Origin of the sequence: Microbacterium sp. XT11 (assembly GCF_001513675.1) — a bacterium.
GTDB lineage: Bacteria > Actinomycetota > Actinomycetes > Actinomycetales > Microbacteriaceae > Microbacterium.
This window is the reverse complement of the sequence record NZ_CP013859.1, coordinates 357,775-375,979: the sequence shown is the minus strand read 5'-3', so window position 1 is coordinate 375,979 and position 18,205 is coordinate 357,775. Positions and strand designations below refer to the sequence as shown.

19 protein-coding genes are annotated in these 18,205 nt (G+C 70.9%); 14 read left to right on the top strand and 5 right to left on the bottom strand.

All coding sequences use genetic code 11. The features are described from left to right. The first annotated feature begins 25 nt into the window (after positions 1-25). From AB663_RS01930 to AB663_RS01900, 7 genes are all read left to right on the top strand, one after another. Positions 26-472: a hypothetical protein gene (locus AB663_RS01930; protein WP_157540821.1), complete on the top strand. Its 447-nt coding sequence runs from the start codon at positions 26-28 to the stop codon at positions 470-472. An 88-nt stretch (positions 473-560) separates the two neighbouring features. Beyond that, positions 561-2,084, top strand: coding sequence for a CoA-acylating methylmalonate-semialdehyde dehydrogenase (locus AB663_RS01925; RefSeq protein WP_067195160.1), 1,524 nt, complete (start codon positions 561-563; stop codon positions 2,082-2,084). An 18-nt stretch (positions 2,085-2,102) separates the two neighbouring features. Continuing rightward, entirely contained in the window at positions 2,103-3,302 is a 1,200-nt protein-coding gene (locus tag AB663_RS01920) for an acyl-CoA dehydrogenase family protein (RefSeq protein WP_067195157.1), read from the top strand. Further along, the gene (gene mmsB / locus AB663_RS01915; protein WP_067195154.1) at positions 3,299-4,186 is read left to right on the top strand and encodes a 3-hydroxyisobutyrate dehydrogenase; all 888 of its coding nucleotides are present in this window, start codon (positions 3,299-3,301) and stop codon (positions 4,184-4,186) included. Before AB663_RS01920 ends, mmsB begins: the two co-directional genes overlap by 4 nt. A gap of 42 nt (positions 4,187-4,228) precedes the next feature. After that, complete coding sequence (locus AB663_RS01910) at positions 4,229-4,498, top strand: type II toxin-antitoxin system VapB family antitoxin (RefSeq protein WP_067195151.1); 270 nt, start codon at positions 4,229-4,231, stop codon at positions 4,496-4,498. Next, positions 4,495-4,887, top strand: a complete 393-nt coding sequence (locus tag AB663_RS01905; RefSeq protein ID WP_067195147.1) for a type II toxin-antitoxin system VapC family toxin — start codon at positions 4,495-4,497, stop codon at positions 4,885-4,887. Before AB663_RS01910 ends, AB663_RS01905 begins: the two co-directional genes overlap by 4 nt. A gap of 16 nt (positions 4,888-4,903) precedes the next feature. After that, entirely contained in the window at positions 4,904-5,680 is a 777-nt protein-coding gene (locus tag AB663_RS01900) for an enoyl-CoA hydratase-related protein (RefSeq protein ID WP_067195144.1), read from the top strand. 92 nt (positions 5,681-5,772) lie between these two features. On the opposite strand, the gene AB663_RS01895 is transcribed toward AB663_RS01900, so the two are convergent. From AB663_RS01895 to AB663_RS01885, 3 genes are read right to left on the bottom strand one after another with little or no spacing between them, the layout of a single operon-like run. After that, positions 5,773-6,216, bottom strand: coding sequence for a YdeI/OmpD-associated family protein (locus tag AB663_RS01895; protein ID WP_067195141.1), 444 nt, complete (start codon positions 6,214-6,216; stop codon positions 5,773-5,775). Next, entirely contained in the window at positions 6,213-6,683 is a 471-nt protein-coding gene (locus AB663_RS01890) for an SRPBCC family protein (protein ID WP_067195137.1), read from the bottom strand. Before AB663_RS01890 ends, AB663_RS01895 begins: the two co-directional genes overlap by 4 nt. Before the next feature lies 1 nt (position 6,684). Then, positions 6,685-7,221: a MarR family winged helix-turn-helix transcriptional regulator gene (locus AB663_RS01885; RefSeq protein WP_157540819.1), complete on the bottom strand. Its 537-nt coding sequence runs from the start codon at positions 7,219-7,221 to the stop codon at positions 6,685-6,687. Between the two features lie 101 nt (positions 7,222-7,322). Between AB663_RS01885 and AB663_RS01880 the strand changes: the two genes are divergently transcribed. The 3 genes from AB663_RS01880 to AB663_RS01870 are packed head-to-tail and all read left to right on the top strand — an operon-like array spanning position 7,323 to position 10,832. Further along, positions 7,323-8,099: an electron transfer flavoprotein subunit beta/FixA family protein gene (locus AB663_RS01880; RefSeq protein WP_067195130.1), complete on the top strand. Its 777-nt coding sequence runs from the start codon at positions 7,323-7,325 to the stop codon at positions 8,097-8,099. Position 8,100: 1 nt separating this feature from the next. Beyond that, positions 8,101-9,072 carry an electron transfer flavoprotein subunit alpha/FixB family protein gene (locus AB663_RS01875; RefSeq protein WP_067195127.1) on the top strand — a complete coding sequence of 324 codons (972 nt, stop codon included), beginning with the start codon at positions 8,101-8,103 and terminating at the stop codon, positions 9,070-9,072. 2 nt (positions 9,073-9,074) lie between these two features. Next, entirely contained in the window at positions 9,075-10,832 is a 1,758-nt protein-coding gene (locus AB663_RS01870; RefSeq protein WP_083511052.1) for a cytochrome b/b6 domain-containing protein, read from the top strand. Between the two features lie 51 nt (positions 10,833-10,883). Here AB663_RS01870 and AB663_RS01865 read toward each other — a convergent pair whose 3' ends face one another. Continuing rightward, the gene (locus AB663_RS01865; RefSeq protein ID WP_067195124.1) at positions 10,884-11,390 is read right to left on the bottom strand and encodes a GNAT family N-acetyltransferase; all 507 of its coding nucleotides are present in this window, start codon (positions 11,388-11,390) and stop codon (positions 10,884-10,886) included. Positions 11,391-11,520: 130 nt separating this feature from the next. On the opposite strand from AB663_RS01865, the gene AB663_RS01860 reads away from it, so the two are divergent. Next, positions 11,521-12,081, top strand: a complete 561-nt coding sequence (locus AB663_RS01860; protein ID WP_067201962.1) for an acyl-CoA thioesterase — start codon at positions 11,521-11,523, stop codon at positions 12,079-12,081. 117 nt (positions 12,082-12,198) lie between these two features. Here AB663_RS01860 and AB663_RS16770 read toward each other — a convergent pair whose 3' ends face one another. Beyond that, positions 12,199-12,780, bottom strand: coding sequence for an Ig domain-containing protein (locus AB663_RS16770; protein WP_198147903.1), 582 nt, complete (start codon positions 12,778-12,780; stop codon positions 12,199-12,201). A 240-nt stretch (positions 12,781-13,020) separates the two neighbouring features. Here AB663_RS16770 and AB663_RS01855 point away from each other — a divergent pair, with 240 nt between their 5' ends. From AB663_RS01855 to AB663_RS01845, 3 genes are all read left to right on the top strand, one after another. Further along, positions 13,021-16,686, top strand: a complete 3,666-nt coding sequence (locus AB663_RS01855) for a proline dehydrogenase family protein (RefSeq protein WP_067195121.1) — start codon at positions 13,021-13,023, stop codon at positions 16,684-16,686. A 165-nt stretch (positions 16,687-16,851) separates the two neighbouring features. Further along, the gene (locus tag AB663_RS01850) at positions 16,852-17,076 is read left to right on the top strand and encodes a helix-turn-helix transcriptional regulator (protein ID WP_067195118.1); all 225 of its coding nucleotides are present in this window, start codon (positions 16,852-16,854) and stop codon (positions 17,074-17,076) included. Next, positions 17,069-18,064: an NAD(P)-dependent alcohol dehydrogenase gene (locus AB663_RS01845; RefSeq protein WP_067195115.1), complete on the top strand. Its 996-nt coding sequence runs from the start codon at positions 17,069-17,071 to the stop codon at positions 18,062-18,064. Before AB663_RS01850 ends, AB663_RS01845 begins: the two co-directional genes overlap by 8 nt. The last annotated feature ends 141 nt before the right edge of the window (positions 18,065-18,205 follow it).

The window sequence follows — 18,205 nt, the reverse complement described above, 5'->3', positions numbered from 1 at the left end:
GGTTCGATGCGCGAGCATCGTGGGCATGACACACCACACTGCCTCCCCGAAGAACCGGCCGCTCCGCGATGACGACGACCTTCGCGCCCTTCTCGAGTTCATCGTGCAGAGCGCCCGCCGACGTCAGGTGTGGCTGCTGTTCATCGACGACCGCGACCGCCTCACCGAGCCGCTGGTCCCCATCGACGGCTATCCGGCCGACCCGCATGCCATGACTGTCGTGCCCGACCTCGGCGAGGTCACCGAGGCGTCGCTGCTCCTCCAGCGCGCCGAGATGATGCGCGACGCGCTCGACGCCGCGTCGGTGGTCATCATGTGGGAGCGCCCAGGGGCGCGGAGCATCGGTCTCGACGACCGGGAATGGGCGACCGCCATGCGCGACGCCGCCTTCGCGCATGGCATCCCGTTGCGGGCGCAGTATCTGCTGCACAGCAGGGGCGTGCGGCAGATCCAGGTCGACGACCTCGGCTGATCGGATTTACAAGGACGTCCTCGTATTTTCCCGGACGTCGGAGTATCATCGGCATTGTGCCAAAGAGGGCACGAAGGGACGTCGCACAATGACTCGTACCATCCCGCATTTCGTAGGCGGATCGCTCCTGACTCCCGACACAGGCCGTTTCAGCGACGTGTTCGATCCGAGCACGGGCGCGGTACAGGCGCGGGTGCCGCTGGCCTCGGCTGACGAGGTGAGCCGCGTCATCGGCAACGCCGAGGCCGCGCAGCCGGCGTGGGCGGCGACGAACCCGCAGAAGCGCGCACGCGTTCTGCTGCGGTTCCTCGACCTCGTGCAGCGGGAGATGCAGCCTCTCGCAGAGCTGCTGGCCAGCGAGCACGGCAAGACCGTCGACGACGCGAAAGGCGACATCCAGCGCGGCCTCGAGGTGATCGAGTTCGCCGCCGGAGCGCCGCACCTCCTGAAGGGCGAGTACTCAGCCGGCGCCGGAGCCGGCATCGACGTCTACTCGATGCGCCAGCCGCTGGGCGTCGTCGCGGCGATCACCCCGTTCAACTTCCCCGCCATGATCCCGCTGTGGAAGGCCGGGCCGGCGCTCGCGGCAGGCAACGCCGTCGTGCTCAAGCCCAGCGAGCGCGACCCCTCCGTGCCCGTGCGCCTCGCGGAGCTGTTCCTCGAGGCCGGGCTTCCGGCCGGCGTGCTCAACGTCGTGCACGGTGACAAGGAGGCCGTCGACGCGCTGCTGACCGATGACCGCATCCGTGCCGTCGGCTTCGTGGGATCGACGCCCATCGCCGAGTACATCTACTCCACGGCGGCCGCGCATGGCAAGCGCGCCCAGTGCTTCGGCGGGGCGAAGAACCACATGATCGTCATGCCAGACGCCGACCTCGACCAGGCCGTCGACGCGCTGATCGGCGCGGGATACGGCTCCGCCGGCGAGCGGTGCATGGCGATCTCCGTCGCGGTGCCCGTCGGAGACGAGACGGCGGACGCCCTCGCCGCCAAGCTCGTCGAGCGGGTCGCGCAGCTGCGGGTCGGGCCGTCGCTCGCCGCCGACGTCGACTACGGGCCCCTCGTCACCCGCGCCGCGGTCGAGCGCGTGGAGGGTTACATCCAGCAGGGGATCGACGCCGGAGCCACCCTGCTCGCCGACGGGCGAGGCCTCACGGTCCCCGGCCACGAGGACGGGTTCTATCTCGGCCCCACCCTGTTCGACCACGTGACGCCCGACATGGCGATCTACCGGGAAGAGATCTTCGGCCCCGTGCTCGTGATCGTGCGGGCGGCGGACTACGAGGAAGCGCTGCGCCTGGCCGACGAGCACGAGTACGGCAACGGGGTGGCGATCTTCACGCGCGACGGCGATGCCGCGCGTGACTTCGTGGCCCGCGTCAACGTGGGGATGGTCGGAGTCAACGTACCCATCCCGGTGCCGATCGCGTACTTCACCTTCGGCGGCTGGAAGCGCAGCGGGTTCGGCGACCTCAACCAGCACGGTGCCGACGCCTTCCGCTTCTACACGAAGACCAAGACCGTCACGAGTCGCTGGCCCTCCGGCATCCGCGAGGGCGCCGCCGGCCGGCCGGCCGAGGGCGCGAGCTTCGTGATCCCCACCATGCACTAGACCGCCGGAGGACAGCACATGACCATGACCACCGTCACCACCACAGCCGAGGAGCGTGAGGCGATCCTCGGCGCCGTCCGCGAGTTCGCCGACACCGAGCTCGCGCCGCAGGCACTGGAGCGCGACGAGAACCACATCTTCCCGCGCGACGCCCTCCGCAAGGCCGGCGAGCTCGGCCTCGGCGGCATCTACGTGCGCGAGGAGTTCGGCGGGGCGGGCCTCAGCCGCACCGATACCGTCGCGATCTTCGAAGAGCTCGCCAAGGCCGATCCCGCCGTCGCCGCCTACATCTCGATCCACAACATGGTCGTCTGGATGATCGACACGTACGGAGACGATGCCCAGCGTGCCGAGTGGCTCCCGTCTCTCACGGCCATGGAGCAGTTCGGCGGGTACTGCCTCACCGAGCCCGGCGTCGGGTCGGATGCCGCGAACGTGGCGACCAGTGCGACGCGCGACGGCGACGACTACGTGCTCACCGGGGTGAAGCAGTTCATCTCCGGGGGAGGCGAGGCGGGCGTCTACGTCGTGATGGCCCGGACGGGCGACCCTTCGACGGGCTCAGGGGGCGGGGCCCGGGGAATCAGCGCCTTCCTCGTGCCGGGCGACGCCGCGGGGCTCAGCTTCGGCGCGCTCGAGAAGAAGATGGGGTGGCACGCCCAGCCGACGCGGCAGGTGATCCTCGACGGCGTGCGCGTCCCGGCATCCGCCATGCTCGGCGACGAGGGCAAGGGCTTCGCGATCGCCATGTCTGCGCTCAACGGCGGCCGTCTCAACATCGCGGCATGCTCGCTCGGCGGGGCGCAGTGGGCGCTCGACCGGGCGGTGCAGTACGTGCACGAGCGGGTCGCCTTCGGGGAGCCCCTCGCCGAGAAGCAGTCGATCCTCTTCGCGATCGCCGACATGCGCACCGACCTGCAGGCCGCGCGGCTGATGGTGCGCGACGGCGCGCAGGCCGTCGACGAGCACGCTCCCGACGCGACGATGCGCTGCGCGATGGCCAAGCGCTTCGCGACGGATGCCGGATTCGACGTCGCCAACCGGGCGCTTCAGCTGCACGGCGGCTACGGATACCTCCAGGACTACGGGATCGAGAAGATCGTGCGTGATCTGCGCGTGCACCAGATCCTCGAAGGGACCAACGAGATCATGAGACTCATCGTCGGCCGTGAGATGCTCCGGCCCGCCGGGTCGGCCTCGATGCGGAGCGCATCATGAGCCGCGTCGCATTCCTCGGACTCGGGCACATGGGCATGCCCATGGCGGCGAACCTCGTCGCGGCGGGCCACGAGGTGCGCGGCTTCGACCTCGTGCCGGCCGCCCTCGACGCGGCACGAGGCGCAGGCATCCCGGTCGCGGAAAGCGGAGCGGATGCCGTCGCCGACGCCGACGTCGTGATCACGATGTTCCCCGCCGGGCGCCACGTCATCGCCGCCTACCGGGACGAACTGCTCGCGGCGGCCCGCCCCGGCACCCTCTTCATCGAGTCGTCCACCATCGCCGTCGACGAGGCCCGCACGGCCCACGAGCTCGCGCTCGCCGCCGGGCACCGCAACATCGACGCCCCGGTGTCGGGCGGCGTGGTCGGCGCCGAGAACGGCACGCTCGCATTCATGGTCGGCGGCTCGGACGACGACTTCGCCGCGGCCCTGCCGCTGCTGCAGGCGATGGGCAAGCGGATCGTGCACTGCGGCGGCTCCGGTCTCGGGCAGGCGGCCAAGGTGTGCAACAACATGATCCTGGCCGTGTCGCAGATCGCCGTCGCCGAGGCGTTCGTGCTGGGGGAGCGGCTCGGGCTCGAGCACCAGGCGCTGTTCGACGTCGTGTCCCAGGCATCGGGGCAGTGCTGGGCGATCACGACGAACTGCCCCGTCCCCGGCCCCGTGCCGACCAGCCCCGCGAACAGGGACTACCAGCCCGGGTTCGCCGGCGCGCTCATGGCGAAAGACCTCGGCCTCGCGCTGCAGGCGATCGAGCAGACCTCGACCGATGCCAAGATGGGCCGTCTCGCCCAGCAGCTGTACGCGGCGTTCGCGGCGGGGGAGGGCGCCGCCCGCGACTTCTCCGGCATCATCACCGACATCCGCGACGGCCGGGTGTGACGAAGGCTGGAAGGTGTACTCCTGCGAAGGTAGAGTTACACCATGGCGCTCAACATCAAGAACGAACGCGTGCACGAGCTCGCGCGCGAGGCGGCGCGCGTGTCGGGGCTTACGCAGACCAGCGCGATCGAGGAGGCCCTCGTGCAGTATCTGCGTGACCGCGGCGTCGACGTCGAGAAGCATGAGCGCGAGCGCCGGTTCCGGCGGATGATGGAGATGGGCGAGCGGTTCCGGCGGGAGGAACGCGCCCCTGCGTACGGGCCGGCGCGGGTGGAGGATCTGTACGACGACCGGACGGGGCTTCCGCGATGATCGTCGACAGCTCGGCCGTTCTCGCGATCATCCAGGGAGAGCCCGAGGCAGCGGAATGCGCAGCCCGACTGCTGGCCCAGCCGTGCAAGATGTCGGCAGCGAACTGGGTGGAGGCGGGCGTGGTGATCGACAACCGATCGATCGACGCCCAGCGCGACTTCGAAGAGCTCATCGACCTCGCCGGCATCGAGATCGTGCCGGTGGACGAGGCTCAGGCGCGCATCGCGCGCGATGCATATCGGCGGTACGGAAGGGGAACGGGGCATCGGGCGCGCCTGAACTTCGGCGACTGCTTCGCATACGCCCTTGCCGTGAGCCGGGGAGAGCCGCTGCTTTTCGTCGGCGACGACTTCACAGAGACGGATGTTCGTCCGGCGATCGCCGGGTGACCGAGCGGGGAGAGACATGACCGAGTACGAGACGATCCTGGTCGAGCAGCGCGGACGCGTGGGCTGGATCACGCTGAACCGGCCGGAGGCGCTCAACGCGCTCAACAGCCGCGTCGCCGCGGAGGTCACTGCCGCGGCCGTGGCTTTCGATTCCGACGAGGGGGTGGGCGCGATCGTCGTCACCGGATCGGAGAGGGCGTTCGCCGCCGGCGCCGACATCAAGGAGATGGAGTCCATGACGGCGGCGGAGATGATCTCCACCGACCACTTCGGAGTGTGGCGCGACTTCGCCGCCGTGCGTACCCCGGTCATCGCCGCGGTCTCGGGCTTCGCGCTCGGCGGAGGGTGCGAGCTGGCGATGATGTGCGACATCATCCTCGCCGCAGACACCGCGAAGTTCGGTCAGCCCGAGATCAACCTCGGCGTCATCCCCGGCATGGGCGGCACGCAGCGGCTGATCCGCGCCGTCGGCTACTACAAGGCGGCCGAGCTCGTGCTGTCCGGACGTTTCATGGGTGCCGAGGAGGCGGAGCGCTCGGGCCTCGTGTCGCGCGTGGTGCCGGCATCCGACCTGCTCGCCGAGGCATCGACGCTCGCCGACACGATCGCGTCGAAGTCGCTGCCGTCGGTGTACGCCGCCAAGGCCGCCCTGGATGCGGCCATGGAGACCGCCCTGTCGGAGGGGTTGGAACACGAGAGGCAGGCCTTCGCGGCGCTGTTCGACACGTTGGACCAGAAGGAGGGCATGGCCGCCTTCCGTGAGAAGCGCACGCCCGCATTCCAGAACCGATGACAGCGTTCACGATTTCTCGCGAGCGGGCCGAACCGCCGCCCGCGGCGCTCATGCGGAGTACCGCGGACGTGGGCTCGTGGAGTCGTGGACGGTCAGCCGCGCAGCGCGTCGATCACCTTTGCGAGCCGGCGCTCTCGCGTCGCCTCCTGCTTGGCCTCTGCGATCGACCGCGCATGCTCCTTGCGGGCGGTGTACGACAGGCCGTCGAAGGCCGCGCGCAGCGCCGGGTCGGCGTCGAGCGCCTCGGCCAGAGCGGGCGGGAGGTCGACGGTGCGCTCAGCCGCGTCGACCGCGATCACCGCGTCGACCTCTTGACCGATCTCGACGCCGAGATCGGCGCGCACGGCCTTGCTGAATCCGATCATGTTCTCGCCGCCCATGCGCGCCAGTCGCAGTCGCGCCGAGCGCTCGCCGATCGTCACGACCACCGGGAACGCCTTTCCTGCCCCGAGCGACGCCACCTGTTCGTCGGTGAGCAGAATGGCCGCGGCCGGACCCGTGGGCTCGAGAATCGTGTGCAGACGCAGTTCGCTCATGGGCTCAGCGTACGCCCGGGCTGCTCGACCTCGGCGGCGATGACGGCGTTGCGCTCCTCGATCAGCCGCCGCATGTACGTGCCGAGGACCAGCCGGTCGACGAGGCGGCCGATCACTCCGAACGGCGACCGGAACGTGATCGTGTCGCGCATCAGGGTGCCCCGCGGATGCTCCTCGAACTCGTGCTCGTGCTGGAACTCGCGGAACGGGCCGGTGAGCTGCCGGTCGCGGAACCGGCGGGTCTCCTCGATGTCGTACACGACCGATCGCAGCCGGAACGGGATGCCGAAGTGGCGGGCGCGCCAGGTCACGGTCGAGCCCTCCCGGAACCTGCCGCCCTCCGGCGTCTCGACCATCGTCTCGCCGTGCCGGGCCATGGACCGCACGTGGAGGTGCGGATCGAGGGACGCCGCGAACACGGCAGCGGGGGGTGCCGCGATCACCCGTTCGAGCGTGAACCGGGGCATGTCAGAGCGGTTCGGGCTGGGGGCGCGGGTCGGCGAAGTCGCCGGCAGCCTTGCGCATGCGGGCCACGATCGCGACGAGCTCCGCGGCATCCGCGCGGCTGAGCCCGGGGTCGGCGAACACGTCGGCGTTGAGAGCGGCGGTCGCACGGTCGACGAGGTCACGGCCGGCGTCGGTGAGTGCGAGCATCGCCGCGCGTCCGTCGTGCGGATGCGGTTCGCGGACGATCAGGCCGTCGCGCACGAGGCGTTCCGCCGTGCTGGTGACGGTCGTCGGATGCACCTGCAGCCGGGCCACCACGCTCGACAGGGGGAGGCGCCCCGCGCGGCTGAAGCCCAGCAGCCGGAGCACCTCGTAGCGCGCGAACGACAGGCCGAACGGCTTGAGCGCCGCGTCGACTCGCGCCAGGAGCAGCTGCTGCGCGCGCATGACCGAGGTGACGACGGTCATGCCGTCGGCGGCCTCCGTCCAGCCGTGCGCCAGCCACTGCCGCTTCGCCTCGGCGAGCGGATCAACGGGCAGCGGGCGCGAAGAGACCACGCCTCTACGGTAGGGCATCTCCGACCGTTGAGTCTCAGTTGCGTGAACGCTGACACTCAGTGTCATGGGGCTAGAATCGAGCCAGTCGTGAGGAGCATTCGATGAAGATCTTCGTCCTTGTCAAAGAGGTGCCAGACACCTACGGCGACCGCAGGCTCGATCTGGAGACGGGACTGGCCGACCGCGCGGCTGGAGACGTCGTGCTCGACGAGATCACCGAACGAGCCCTCGAGGTGGCGCTGAGCTACGCCGACAAGAACGAGGGCACCGAAGTCGTGGCCGTGTCGATGGCTCCGGAAGGGTCGACGGCCTCGATCCGGCGCGCGCTCGCCATCGGCGCAGCATCCGCCGTGCACATCGCAGACGAAGAACTCGTCGGCGCCGACCTCACGCTCACCGCCGAGGTCCTGGCCGCCGCGATCCGCCGGGGCGCGCCCGATCTCGTGATCACGGGCAACCTCTCCACAGACGGCGCAGGAGGAGTGATCCCCGCGATGCTGGCCGAGCACCTCGGCTGGCCGCAGGCCACGGCCCTCACGGCGGTGGAGATCTCGGCCGACCGCGTGAGCGGCACGAGGGCGACGGATGCCGGTTCGCAGGAGGTGTCGGCGCCGCTCCCCGCGGTCATCTCGATCACCGAGGCGCTGCCCGACGCCAGGTTCCCGAACTTCAAGGGCATCATGGCGGCGAAGAAGAAGCCGCTCGAGGTGCTGTCGCTCGCCGACCTCGGCGTCTCCGCCGATCCGTCGCTCGCTCCTCGGACGATCATGACCGCCGTCTCGGAGAAGCCGCCGCGGGCGGCCGGCGTCAAGATCGTCGACGAGGGCGATGCGGCCGAGAAGCTGGTGGACTACCTCGTGCAGAACAGGCTGGTGTGACATGGGCTACCCCGAGAACCCGATCCTCGTCCTCGCCGACATCGCGGCCGACGGCGCCGTGCTTCCGAGCACGGCGGGCCTCGTCGGCGCCGCGGCCTCCGTCGGCGCCCCGGTCGTGCTGGCGATCGGCGCATCCGCGTCGGCCGTCGAGCAGCTCGGCGGCCTCGGCGCCCAGGTGGTGCTGACGGCCGAGGCGGATGCCGCCGCACTCACGGTGCCGGTCGTCGACGCCCTGCAGGAGGCGTTCCGGCTGGTGCGTCCCCAGGCCGTGCTCGTGTCGAACTCGATCGCCGGCCGCGACGCCGCCGGCCGGCTCGCCGTGCGTGAACGGCTCGCACTGTCGGTCGACGCCATCGGCGTCTCGCGCGACGACGAGGGCATCGTCGCGCATCACTCCGTCTACGGAGGCGGCTACCTCACCGACTCCGCCCCGACGTTCGGCGCACCGGTCATCACCGTGCGGCTGGGCGCGGTCGACGCGAGAGCGGAGGCCGTGGCGGCGCCGGCCGTCGAGGCCCTCGAGGTGACGGCATCCGGAGCGGCCGCGGCGACGGTCGGGCCCGTCGCCGCCGTCGAGGCGACGTCGTCGCGCCCCGACCTCCGCGGCGCGGCGAAGGTCGTGTCGGGCGGGCGAGGGCTCGCCTCGAAGGAGAAGTTCGTGCTGGTGGAGCAGCTCGCCGATGCGCTCGGGGCTGCGGTCGGAGCGTCGCGGGCCGCGGTCGACGCCGGGTACATCCCGCAGTCGCACCAGGTGGGGCAGACCGGCGTGTCGGTCTCGCCGCAGCTCTACGTCGCCCTGGGCATCTCCGGAGCCATCCAGCACCGAGCCGGCATGCAGACGTCGAAGACCATCGTCGCGATCAACAAGGACGCCGATGCACCCATTTTCGACGTCGCCGACTTCGGCATCGTGGGAGACCTCTTCACCGTCGTTCCGCAGGTGATCGCGCTGCTCGAGGAGCGGAAGAAGTAGCCATGGCCACGCGGATGCTGCGCAGGGGCCTGCCGCGCGTGCGCGGGGGAGAGCCGTGGCCCCCGGCCGGTTCGGTCGACGCAGACACGGGCGAGAGGGACGCAGCCGAGACGGACACGGTCGCCGCGGCGGAGGCGGTGCACGCGACGGCGCCTGCGGCCTCCGCGGCGGCGCCTGCGGCTTCCGCGACGACGCCTGCAGCCTCTGCGGCTGCGGCGGGCGTGCCCGCGGTGGCGACCGAGGGGGCCGTATCCACGACGGTTCCGGTTCCGGCTCCGGCCGGCAGCATCGTCATGCGGCGCGGGCTGCCGCGCGTGCGCGGGGGAGAGCCCGCCCCCCCCGCCGGCATCGCGCCCGCCTCGACGGGAGAGCCCGGTGCCGAGGGCGTGCCCACCGCCTCCGCTTCGACGCCCTCGCACGCTGCTTCCGGCACCGCGCCCGCCACCGCGGCCCCCGCCTCCGCGGCATCGGCGTCCGCATCGGCCTCCGCCCGAGCGGCATCCGAAGCGCCCCGCACGGCGGGCGGCCTCTCGTCGACCGCGACCCCGCCCAGTGCGCCCACGGCCGACGCCGGCCTCGAAGCCCCGGCGATGCGGCGCGGACTCCCACGCACCCGCGGTGGGGAGCCCTGGCCGCCCGCCGGCGTGGTGCCCGTCCTCGCGGCACCGGAACCCGCAGTCTCGCCAGAACCCCTCGCCGCGCCGGAAACCGCTGCCTCACCCGCGCCCGCTCCGGCCACGGCATCCGCACCGGAGACCGGTGCCGTCGCGCGCCGCGCCGACGTGAGCGCACCCCTCCGCTGGACGCCCACGGTCTGGAACGGCACCGCGCCGCGTCACCTCGCCGCGGTTCCGGCATCCGATCGGCGCCGTCCGACGTGGACGCAGGCCATCGCGGCGCTGTTCGCCGCCGCGGGTCTCGGCGTGCTCGCCGGGTCTGTCGTGGCACTCGTCCGCGCCGGGCTCAGCCTGCCCGTCATGCAGGACTTCCTCGCCGCCTACCCCGGCGAGTACGAACCGGCCATCGCCGTGCAGCCCGGGTTCGCCCCGTGGGTCGGGTGGCAGCACTTCTTCAATATGTTCCTCATGGTGCTGATCATCCGCTCGGGCCTCACCATCCGCCGGGAGAAGCGGCCCACCGCGTTCTGGACGCCACGCAACAACCCCAAGGGCAAGGTCAGCCTGACGATCTGGTTCCACCAGGCTCTCGACATCCTGTGGCTCGTGAACGGCGTGATCTTCGTGGTGCTGCTCTTCGCCACCGGGCACTGGGTGCGCATCGTGCCGACGAGCTGGGAGGTCATCCCCAACGCGGTCTCCGCGGCGCTGCAGTACGTCTCCCTCGACTGGCCGCACGAGAACGGCTGGAACAACTACAACAGCCTGCAGCAGCTGGCCTACTTCGCGACCGTGTTCCTCGCCGCACCCCTGGCGGCCGCCACCGGTTTCCGGATGTCAGGGCTGTGGCCGAAGAAGGCGGAGCGCCTGTCGAAGGCCTACCCCATCGAATGGGCGCGCGCCGTGCACTTCCCGGTCATGCTGTACTTCGTGGCGTTCATCGTCGTGCACGTGGCGCTCGTGTTCCTCACGGGCATGCTCGCGAACCTGAACCACATGTTCGCGTCGACGGATGCCGTCACCTGGACGGGCTTCTGGGTGTTCGCGGCATCCGTGGTCGTCATCGCGATCGGCTGGGCCGCTGCCCGACCGCTCGTGATCGCGCCGATCGCCAAGGTCTTCGGTACGGTGTCCGGGCGCTGAGCCGCCTCCGACCCCTGGCGACCGGGCACCAGGGGGCACCGAGCGTGCGGGTCAGCGCACGAAGCGGACCTCGGTGAGCGTCTCGCCGAGGAAGGGCTCGGTGTGCGTCGCGCCGTCGAGGGCGAAACCGTTGCGCGTGTAGAAGCGGTGCGCGCGGGGGTTGTCCTCGGCGACCCACAGGTACAGCGGCTCGTCCTTCTCGACGGCGGCGTCGAACAGCTTCTGTCCGATGCCGGTGCCGTGGTACGCGTCGAGCAGGTAGATGAAGTACAGCTCGCGCAGCGCAGGAGCGTCCTTGTCGCGCGCGGGACCGGAACCCACGAAGCCGACGATCTCGCCGTCGACGAGCGCGGCGCTCATCTTGAACTCGGGGCCCTGAGCGGCCCAGTGCGTCCACAGCTCGGCCATGCGGCGGGGCGAGATCTTCTCCAGCGCCGCCTTGCTGATCAGGTGATCGTAGGTCTCGTGCCAGCACTGCGCGTGCACGCGACCGAGGGCTTCCGCATCCACATCACGGACCGGACGGACGATGACTTCGGGGTGGGCTTCGGCGCTCATGACGCGACTCTACGCGCGGCTCCCGCGAACCGGAAATCGAGCGGATGCCGTGCCGGGCGCACCCTCTCGGGATGGAGGTTTCACACAACGATGTTCGCGGTTCGTGCGCTGCTGGCTACGATCGATGCTCGTGAATGTGATCTGGCGCACCCTCCTCGTCATCCTCGGCGCGCGCCGCCGCGTGCGGCAGGGCAAGTCGCTCGACCCCACCGCCGTCGGCAGCATCACACTCACCACGCTCCCGACCGACATCGACATCCTGCGGCACATGAACAACGGCCGCTACCTCTCGCTGTTCGACCTCGGGCGCTGGGACCTGCTGATCCGCACAGGGCTGTTCGACGCCATGAAACAGCGCGGGTGGTATGCGGTGGTGTCGAGCGAGACGGTCACGTTCCGCAAATCGCTGCAGCTGTGGCAGCGCTTCGAGGTTCAGTCGCGCTTCATCGGCCACGACGACAAGGCCCTGTTCCTCGAGCACCGCGCCGTGGTCGACGGCGAGATCTACGCGCGGGTCATCGTCAGGGCGCGGATGCTGCGCCGCACGGGCGGCACGGTGAGCAACGAAGAGCTGTTCGCCGCGGTCGGCCGCCCCGACGGGCTCCCCGTGATCGAGGAGTGGGTGCACGAGTGGGCATCGGCATCCGCCCTGCCTCCCGTGCGCCAGAGCGCGCCGAGCATCTGGAACTGACCGCGCGACCCATCCCACGGTGAAGTGACAGCCCGCATCCGGGCACCTTGCCGCGGGTTGAGGGTCGAGTCCGCGCTGTCGAGGCCGATCGAAGCCTGCCGATGTCCCGGGCGGTGTTCAGCAACCGAAACGCTGGCAGAGCAATTGATCGGCGCGCTGCGCGTCGCTTCTGTACGCACTGAAATCGGGAAGTGACATCTCCACCCTTATCGCTTCGATTCGGAGGCTCTGCCCCACCGTTCCCGCAGTCTCTCCCGATGTCTTCGTGCTCATCCAACCGCGGTTCTGCACATGTACCTGGTATTTGATTGAGGCGCCGGCACAGGAAGACCATATTCTGATCGCTTCGAGGCGCAGGCCCTTGCCCGTAGTCCCAGCTACGAAACTACGGCTCTGCCAGCCGATGTCCTGAACATGGCCCTGAAGTGAGATCGAACACTGAACGCGGCGACGTCCTGTGTCGATTTCGATCGGGCTGAAACCAACTTGCTCAAGCCTCAGCGACCTGCCTTCAGTGCCGAAGGTAAATATGACGCGATTCTGCTGCGTCAAATCAATGGCCTCATTCCTGAACTGATTACCGAGATTCTGGATGTGCGCTTGCCCCGAGACCGAAGCCCTCACCGCCACAGTGGTCCACGCGTTCGCTGGGGCCGGGGCGCCGATCGCAATCACGGCTGCTAGGGCGAGGGCGCTCATGGATGCGATGATGGATCTCGACGTTCGGTTCATTGGTCCCCCCCTGATTCTTCGGACTGCACCCGAGTAGATACGGTGCAAAAATGCTGACTCTAGCGCTCGGATGTTGGGCATGCTGAACCGAACGAGACCAAATGTTGCGGTGAGAGCGGGCAGGCATAGGGCCGACGACCGCAGTCGCACCGGCACACAGCGGCGTCGCACCCGGGAACAGCGCGGATGCCGTCCTAGGCTGAAGCCATGCCCGAGCCGTCGCCGTCCGCCGCTCCGCTCGCCGAGCGCGCGGTCGAGCTCGCCCGGAGGTGGGCGACGGAGGCGGCCGCGGCCGAGGTCGACCCCGCAGCCGAGCGCCTTGCCGGGGTCCTCCGCGACGCCAACGGCCTGCCGTTCACGCTGGGGTTCGTCGACGGCGTCATGCGTCCGGAGAGCCTGTCTGCCGCGGCATCCCAGCTGCACCGCATCGCGCCGATCGTGCCCGACTTCCTGCCCTGGTACCTGCGTTCGGCCGTGCGTCTCGGCGGCGGCGTCGCCCCGCTGCTCCCCGCGCCCGTGGTCCCGCTCGCCCGCCGCGCGCTGCGCGAGATGGTGTCCCACCTCGTGGTCGACGCTCGCCCTGCCAAGCTCGGCCCCGCGATCGAGCGCATCCGGGCATCGGGCGCGCGCCTGAACCTCAACCTCCTCGGCGAGGCGGTGCTCGGAGACGCCGAGGCCCAGCGTCGTCTCGACGGCATCCACGATCTGATCCGCCGCCCCGACGTGGACTACGTGTCCGTGAAGGTCTCGGCGATCCTCGGGCGCATCTCGATGTGGGGGTTCGACCGGGTCGTCGATCGCGTCGTGGAGCGGCTGCGGCCCCTGTACCTCACGGCCGCGTCCGACGGCACGTTCATCAACCTCGACATGGAGGAGTACCGCGACCTCGACCTCACGATCGCCGTGTTCACGCGGCTGCTCGAGGACCCGCGGCTGCAGGGGTTCTCCGCCGGCATCGTGCTGCAGGCCTACCTGCCCGACGCGCTCCCCGCGCTGCAGGAGCTCACGGCGTGGTCCCGGGAGCGGGTCGCGCACGGAGGCGCGCCCATCAAGATCCGCCTCGTCAAGGGCGCCAACCTCGCCATGGAGCGCGTCGACGCGACGATGCACGGCTGGACGGCCGCGACGTACGACACGAAGCTCGACACCGACGCCAACTACCTGCGCTGCCTCGAGTGGGCGCTGCGGCCGGAGAACGCCGAGGCGGTGCGGATCGGCGTGGCGGGGCACAACCTCTTCGGCATCGCGTACGCGTGGCTGCTGGCCGGGGAGCGCGGGGTGCGCGACAGCGTCGAGTTCGAGATGCTGCTCGGCATGGCCCAGGGCCAGGTGCAGGCGGTGTCGCGCGAGGTCGGTCAGGTGCTGCTGTACGTGCCGGTCGTGGCGCCGGCGGAGTTCGACGTCGCCATCAGCTACCTGGTGCGGCGGCTGGAGGAGAACGCGGCGCCCGAGAACTTCCTCTCCGCCGCGTTCCACCTGGCCGACGACGACGCGCTGTTCGATCGTGAGAAGCACCGGTTCCTCGCGGCGCTCGACCGTTCGACCGACGCCACCCTGCGTACCGGTCCGCGGAGGACGCAGGACCGTCGCGCGCCGGTGCACGAGTCCGCACGGCCGCTTCCGCCCGCACCGCAACCGGAAGAGGCGCTGACGAGGGCGGTCCTCGGCATCGCGCGCGGCTCGGACGACGCCGACCCGTTCTTCGAGACCGCCGTGTACTCGGTGCGCGAGTTCGTCGCGGATGCCGGCGGCGCACCGGGCTTCGCCAACGCACCGGACAGCGATCCGGCGCTTCCCGCGAACCGCGAATGGGCGAGGGAGGTCATCGCCCGCATCCCGGATTCGACCTCCGGCGCGGCGACGCTCGCCGCCGCCCGCATCGACGACGCCGCAGCGCTCGACGAGGTCATCGGGCGCGTGCGCGCCGCCGGCGCCGAGTGGGGAAGGCGCCCGGCGGCGGAGCGGTCGGCCGCCCTGCTGCGCGCCGCCGTGGCTCTGGAGGCCCGGCGCGGGCGGCTCATCGAGGTCGCGGCATCCGAGACGGGCAAGGTGTTCGCCGAAGCCGACACGGAGGTCAGCGAGGCCGTCGACTTCGCGCGCTACTACGCCGCCACGGCCCGTGAGCTCGACGCGATCGCCGGTGCCGCCTTCGTGCCGTCACGCGTGACCGTGGTCTCGCCGCCGTGGAACTTCCCCCTCGCCATCCCGGCGGGCGGGGTTCTCGCCGCGCTCGCCGCGGGCTCCGGCGTGATGTTCTCACCTGCTCCGCAGGCCCGTCGCTGCGCCGCGGTGATCGCTGAGGCGCTGTGGGACGCCGGCATCCCCCGCGACGCCCTCGCGCTCGTCGATCTCGACGAGGACGCGCTGGGTCGCGAGCTCATCACGCACGCGTCCGTCGACCGCGTCATCCTCACCGGGTCGTGGGACACCGCAGCGCTCTTCCGCTCCTGGCGCCCCGACCTGCCGCTCCTCGCCGAGACGAGCGGCAAGAACGCCCTCGTCATCACGCCGTCGGCCGATCTGGACCTCGCCGTGTCGGACCTCGTCCGCAGCGCATTCGGGCACGCGGGGCAGAAGTGCTCCGCGGCGTCCCTCGCCATCCTCGTCGGCCCGGTCGGACGCTCGCAGCGCTTCGCCCGTCAGCTCGCCGACGCCACCCGTTCGCTGCACGTCGCATGGCCGTCCGATCCGCTCGCCGACGTCGGCCCCGTCATCGAGCAGCCGCGGGGCAAGCTCGCGTGGGCGCTCACGGAGCTGGAGGGCGACGAGCAGTGGCTGGTCGAGCCACGGCCCGTCGAGGGCGATGAGTCCGGGCGTCTGTGGAGCCCCGGCATCCGGGTGGGCGTGCGCCCCGGCTCCCGCTTCCACCTCGAGGAGTTCTTCGGCCCCGTGCTCGGCATCATGCACGCTCCCACGCTGGAGAAGGCCATCGAGCTGCAGAACGCCGTGGCCTACGGTCTCACCGCCGGACTCCACACGCAGGACCCCGACGACCTCGCGCTGTGGCTCGATCGCGTGCAGGCGGGCAACCTCTACGTCAATCGCGGGACCACCGGCGCGATCGTGCAGCGCCAGCCCTTCGGCGGATGGAAGCGCTCGTCGGTCGGACCCGGTGCGAAGGCCGGCGGCCCGAACTACCTCGTGGGGCTCGGGTCGTGGCGGTCGCAGCACTCCGGCGCCGTGTCGAGCACGTTGCATCTGCGCGGTCTCGATCCGCGGATCACGACGCTCATCGAGGCGGCCCAGCCCTCCCTCGACTTCGAGTCGTTCGAATGGCTGCGACGATCGGCCCTGTCGGATGCGCTGGCGTGGGACCGCGAGTTCGGCAAGGTGCGCGACGTCTCCCGGCTCGAGGTGGAGCGCAACCTCTTCCGCTATCGCCCCGTCCCGGTGGAGATCAGGGCGACCGGCGACGCCGCCTGGCAGGAGCTGCTGCGCGTCGTGATCGCCGCCGTGCGCGCCGGCGCCGGCTTCACGCTGTCGACGCCCGTCGGGCTGCCGCCTGCCGTGCGGCACGCGCTCGGCGAGGTGGGCGCGGTCGTCTTCATGGAGAGCGACGAGGAGTGGATCGCCCGGATGCGCGCGAGCCGCGCTCACGCCTCGCCCGAGTCCGAATCCGAATCGGATGCCGTGCTCGACGCGGTCGCGCCGCGCGCCGACCGGGTGCGCCTGGTCGGCTCGCGTGCCAGCATCGCGGCCCTGCACGCCGCCCTCGCCGCCGCCGTGGGCGGGGACCCCGACCTCGCCGTGTACGACGGGGAGGTCACCTCCGCGGGGCGGCTGGAGCTGCTGCCCTTCCTGCACGAACAGTCGATCTCGATCACGGCCCACCGATTCGGCAACCTCGACGCGTGGAGCGCGGCGGTCATCTGAATGTAAAGAATTCTTGACATCTGCGCGGGTCGCACCTACGCTCATGTCAAGAATCTTTTACATGGGAGGCGTCATGGTCTATCACGAGCGCGTGGCCTGGTCCGGGCTGGTCAGCGCGGTGCTGACGATCTCGGGCGTCATCGCCTACCGCCGCGGACTCGTCTGATGGTCAAGCCGACCCTCGTCTCCAACAGCATCCGTGCGCATCGCGAGGCGGCCGGCCTCACGCAGGCCGAGCTCGCCCGCACCGTCGGCGTGACCCGGCAGACGCTCATCGCGATCGAGCAGCAGCGGTACTCGCCGACGCTGGAGCTCGCGTTCCAGATCGCCCGCGCGTTCGGGCTCGGCATCGACGACCTGTTCCAGTACCCGGAGGCCGCGCATGACTGAATCGATGAAGGCGTGGCGGCGCGAGACCTATGGTCCGGCATCCGGGATCACCCTCGACCGCGCACCGGTGCCGCAGCCTCGCTCGGGTGAGGTGCTGCTCCGTATGCGCGCGACCTCGCTCAACGCGGGCGACGTGCGGCTGCTGCGGGGCGACCCGCTGCTCGTGCGGGCGGCGTTCGGACTCACGCGGCCGCGTCAGCCCATCCGCGGCATGGACGCCGTCGGCACTGTCGTCGCCACCGGCCCGCAGGTCATCGGCGTGGAGATCGGTGACGAGGTCGTCGGCGAGCTCGTCGGCGGCGGAGGGCTCGCGCCCTACGCCGTCGTGCCTGCGTCGCGGCTCGTCCCCTTGCCGCCCGGCGTCGACGTGGCCGCCGCGGCGACCCTGCCCATCGCCGCCGGAACCGCATGGCAGGCGCTCGATGCGGCCGGCGTCGGCATCGGCGGACACGGCCTTCGGGTGCTCGTCGTCGGAGCATCCGGGGGAGTCGGGACGTTCGCCGTGCAGCTCGCGGCTCTCCGCGGCGCCGAGGTATGGGCCAGCTGCGCGGAACGCAACCGCGCGCTGGTATCGCGCCTCGGCGCGGTGCGCACGTTCGATCACCGCCGGGAGCCGCTCGCCGTGATCCCGGCCGGTCGCTTCGATGCGGTCGTGGACATCGCCAGGGGCATCGACCTGCGCGACCTCCGCCGCCTCGTGTCCGACGACGGGACCATCGTCCTCGTGGCGGGCGGGGGAGGCCCGGTGCTCGGACCCGTGCCGCGAATGCTCCGCGCGGTCGCCCTCTCGCTCGGGCGAGGCCCCCGCATCCGCCCGCTCGCCGCCTCGCCGCGGCCCGAGGTGCTCACGGCGCTGCTCTCGCTGCTCGCCGAGGGGCGCATCGCCCCCGTGATCGCCGGGGTGTATCCGTTCGAGCGAGGCGCCGAGGCCCTCGCCCGGATGGAGGCGGGGCACGTGGCGGGCAAGCTCGTGGTGCGCGTGGGCTGAGTCGGCCGGGGGGCCTGCGGCGTTCCGTGTGTGTGCGGCGCGTGCGGCGCGAGGTTGCGCGTGGGCCGGTGTGCGCGCCGAGCCTGTGTGTTCGCGTCGAGCCTGTGCGGTGTCGGGCACGGGAACATACAGGGTGGGCGG

What these genes read in the sequence shown, in the direction of transcription:
- AB663_RS01930 (WP_157540821.1), top strand. Translation starts at nt 26, where the DNA reads ATGACACACCACACTGCCTCCCCGAAGAACCGGCCGCTCCGCGATGAC.
- AB663_RS01925 (WP_067195160.1), top strand. Translation starts at nt 561, where the DNA reads ATGACTCGTACCATCCCGCATTTCGTAGGCGGATCGCTCCTGACTCCC.
- AB663_RS01920 (WP_067195157.1), top strand. Translation starts at nt 2,103, where the DNA reads ATGACCATGACCACCGTCACCACCACAGCCGAGGAGCGTGAGGCGATC.
- mmsB (WP_067195154.1), top strand. Translation starts at nt 3,299, where the DNA reads ATGAGCCGCGTCGCATTCCTCGGACTCGGGCACATGGGCATGCCCATG.
- AB663_RS01910 (WP_067195151.1), top strand. Translation starts at nt 4,229, where the DNA reads ATGGCGCTCAACATCAAGAACGAACGCGTGCACGAGCTCGCGCGCGAG.
- AB663_RS01905 (WP_067195147.1), top strand. Translation starts at nt 4,495, where the DNA reads ATGATCGTCGACAGCTCGGCCGTTCTCGCGATCATCCAGGGAGAGCCC.
- AB663_RS01900 (WP_067195144.1), top strand. Translation starts at nt 4,904, where the DNA reads ATGACCGAGTACGAGACGATCCTGGTCGAGCAGCGCGGACGCGTGGGC.
- AB663_RS01895 (WP_067195141.1), bottom strand. Translation starts at nt 6,216, where the DNA reads ATGAGCGAACTGCGTCTGCACACGATTCTCGAGCCCACGGGTCCGGCC.
- AB663_RS01890 (WP_067195137.1), bottom strand. Translation starts at nt 6,683, where the DNA reads ATGCCCCGGTTCACGCTCGAACGGGTGATCGCGGCACCCCCCGCTGCC.
- AB663_RS01880 (WP_067195130.1), top strand. Translation starts at nt 7,323, where the DNA reads ATGAAGATCTTCGTCCTTGTCAAAGAGGTGCCAGACACCTACGGCGAC.
- AB663_RS01875 (WP_067195127.1), top strand. Translation starts at nt 8,101, where the DNA reads ATGGGCTACCCCGAGAACCCGATCCTCGTCCTCGCCGACATCGCGGCC.
- AB663_RS01870 (WP_083511052.1), top strand. Translation starts at nt 9,075, where the DNA reads ATGGCCACGCGGATGCTGCGCAGGGGCCTGCCGCGCGTGCGCGGGGGA.
- AB663_RS01865 (WP_067195124.1), bottom strand. Translation starts at nt 11,390, where the DNA reads ATGAGCGCCGAAGCCCACCCCGAAGTCATCGTCCGTCCGGTCCGTGAT.
- AB663_RS16770 (WP_198147903.1), bottom strand. Translation starts at nt 12,780, where the DNA reads ATGAGCGCCCTCGCCCTAGCAGCCGTGATTGCGATCGGCGCCCCGGCC.
- AB663_RS01855 (WP_067195121.1), top strand. Translation starts at nt 13,021, where the DNA reads ATGCCCGAGCCGTCGCCGTCCGCCGCTCCGCTCGCCGAGCGCGCGGTC.
- AB663_RS01850 (WP_067195118.1), top strand. Translation starts at nt 16,852, where the DNA reads ATGGTCAAGCCGACCCTCGTCTCCAACAGCATCCGTGCGCATCGCGAG.
- AB663_RS01845 (WP_067195115.1), top strand. Translation starts at nt 17,069, where the DNA reads ATGACTGAATCGATGAAGGCGTGGCGGCGCGAGACCTATGGTCCGGCA.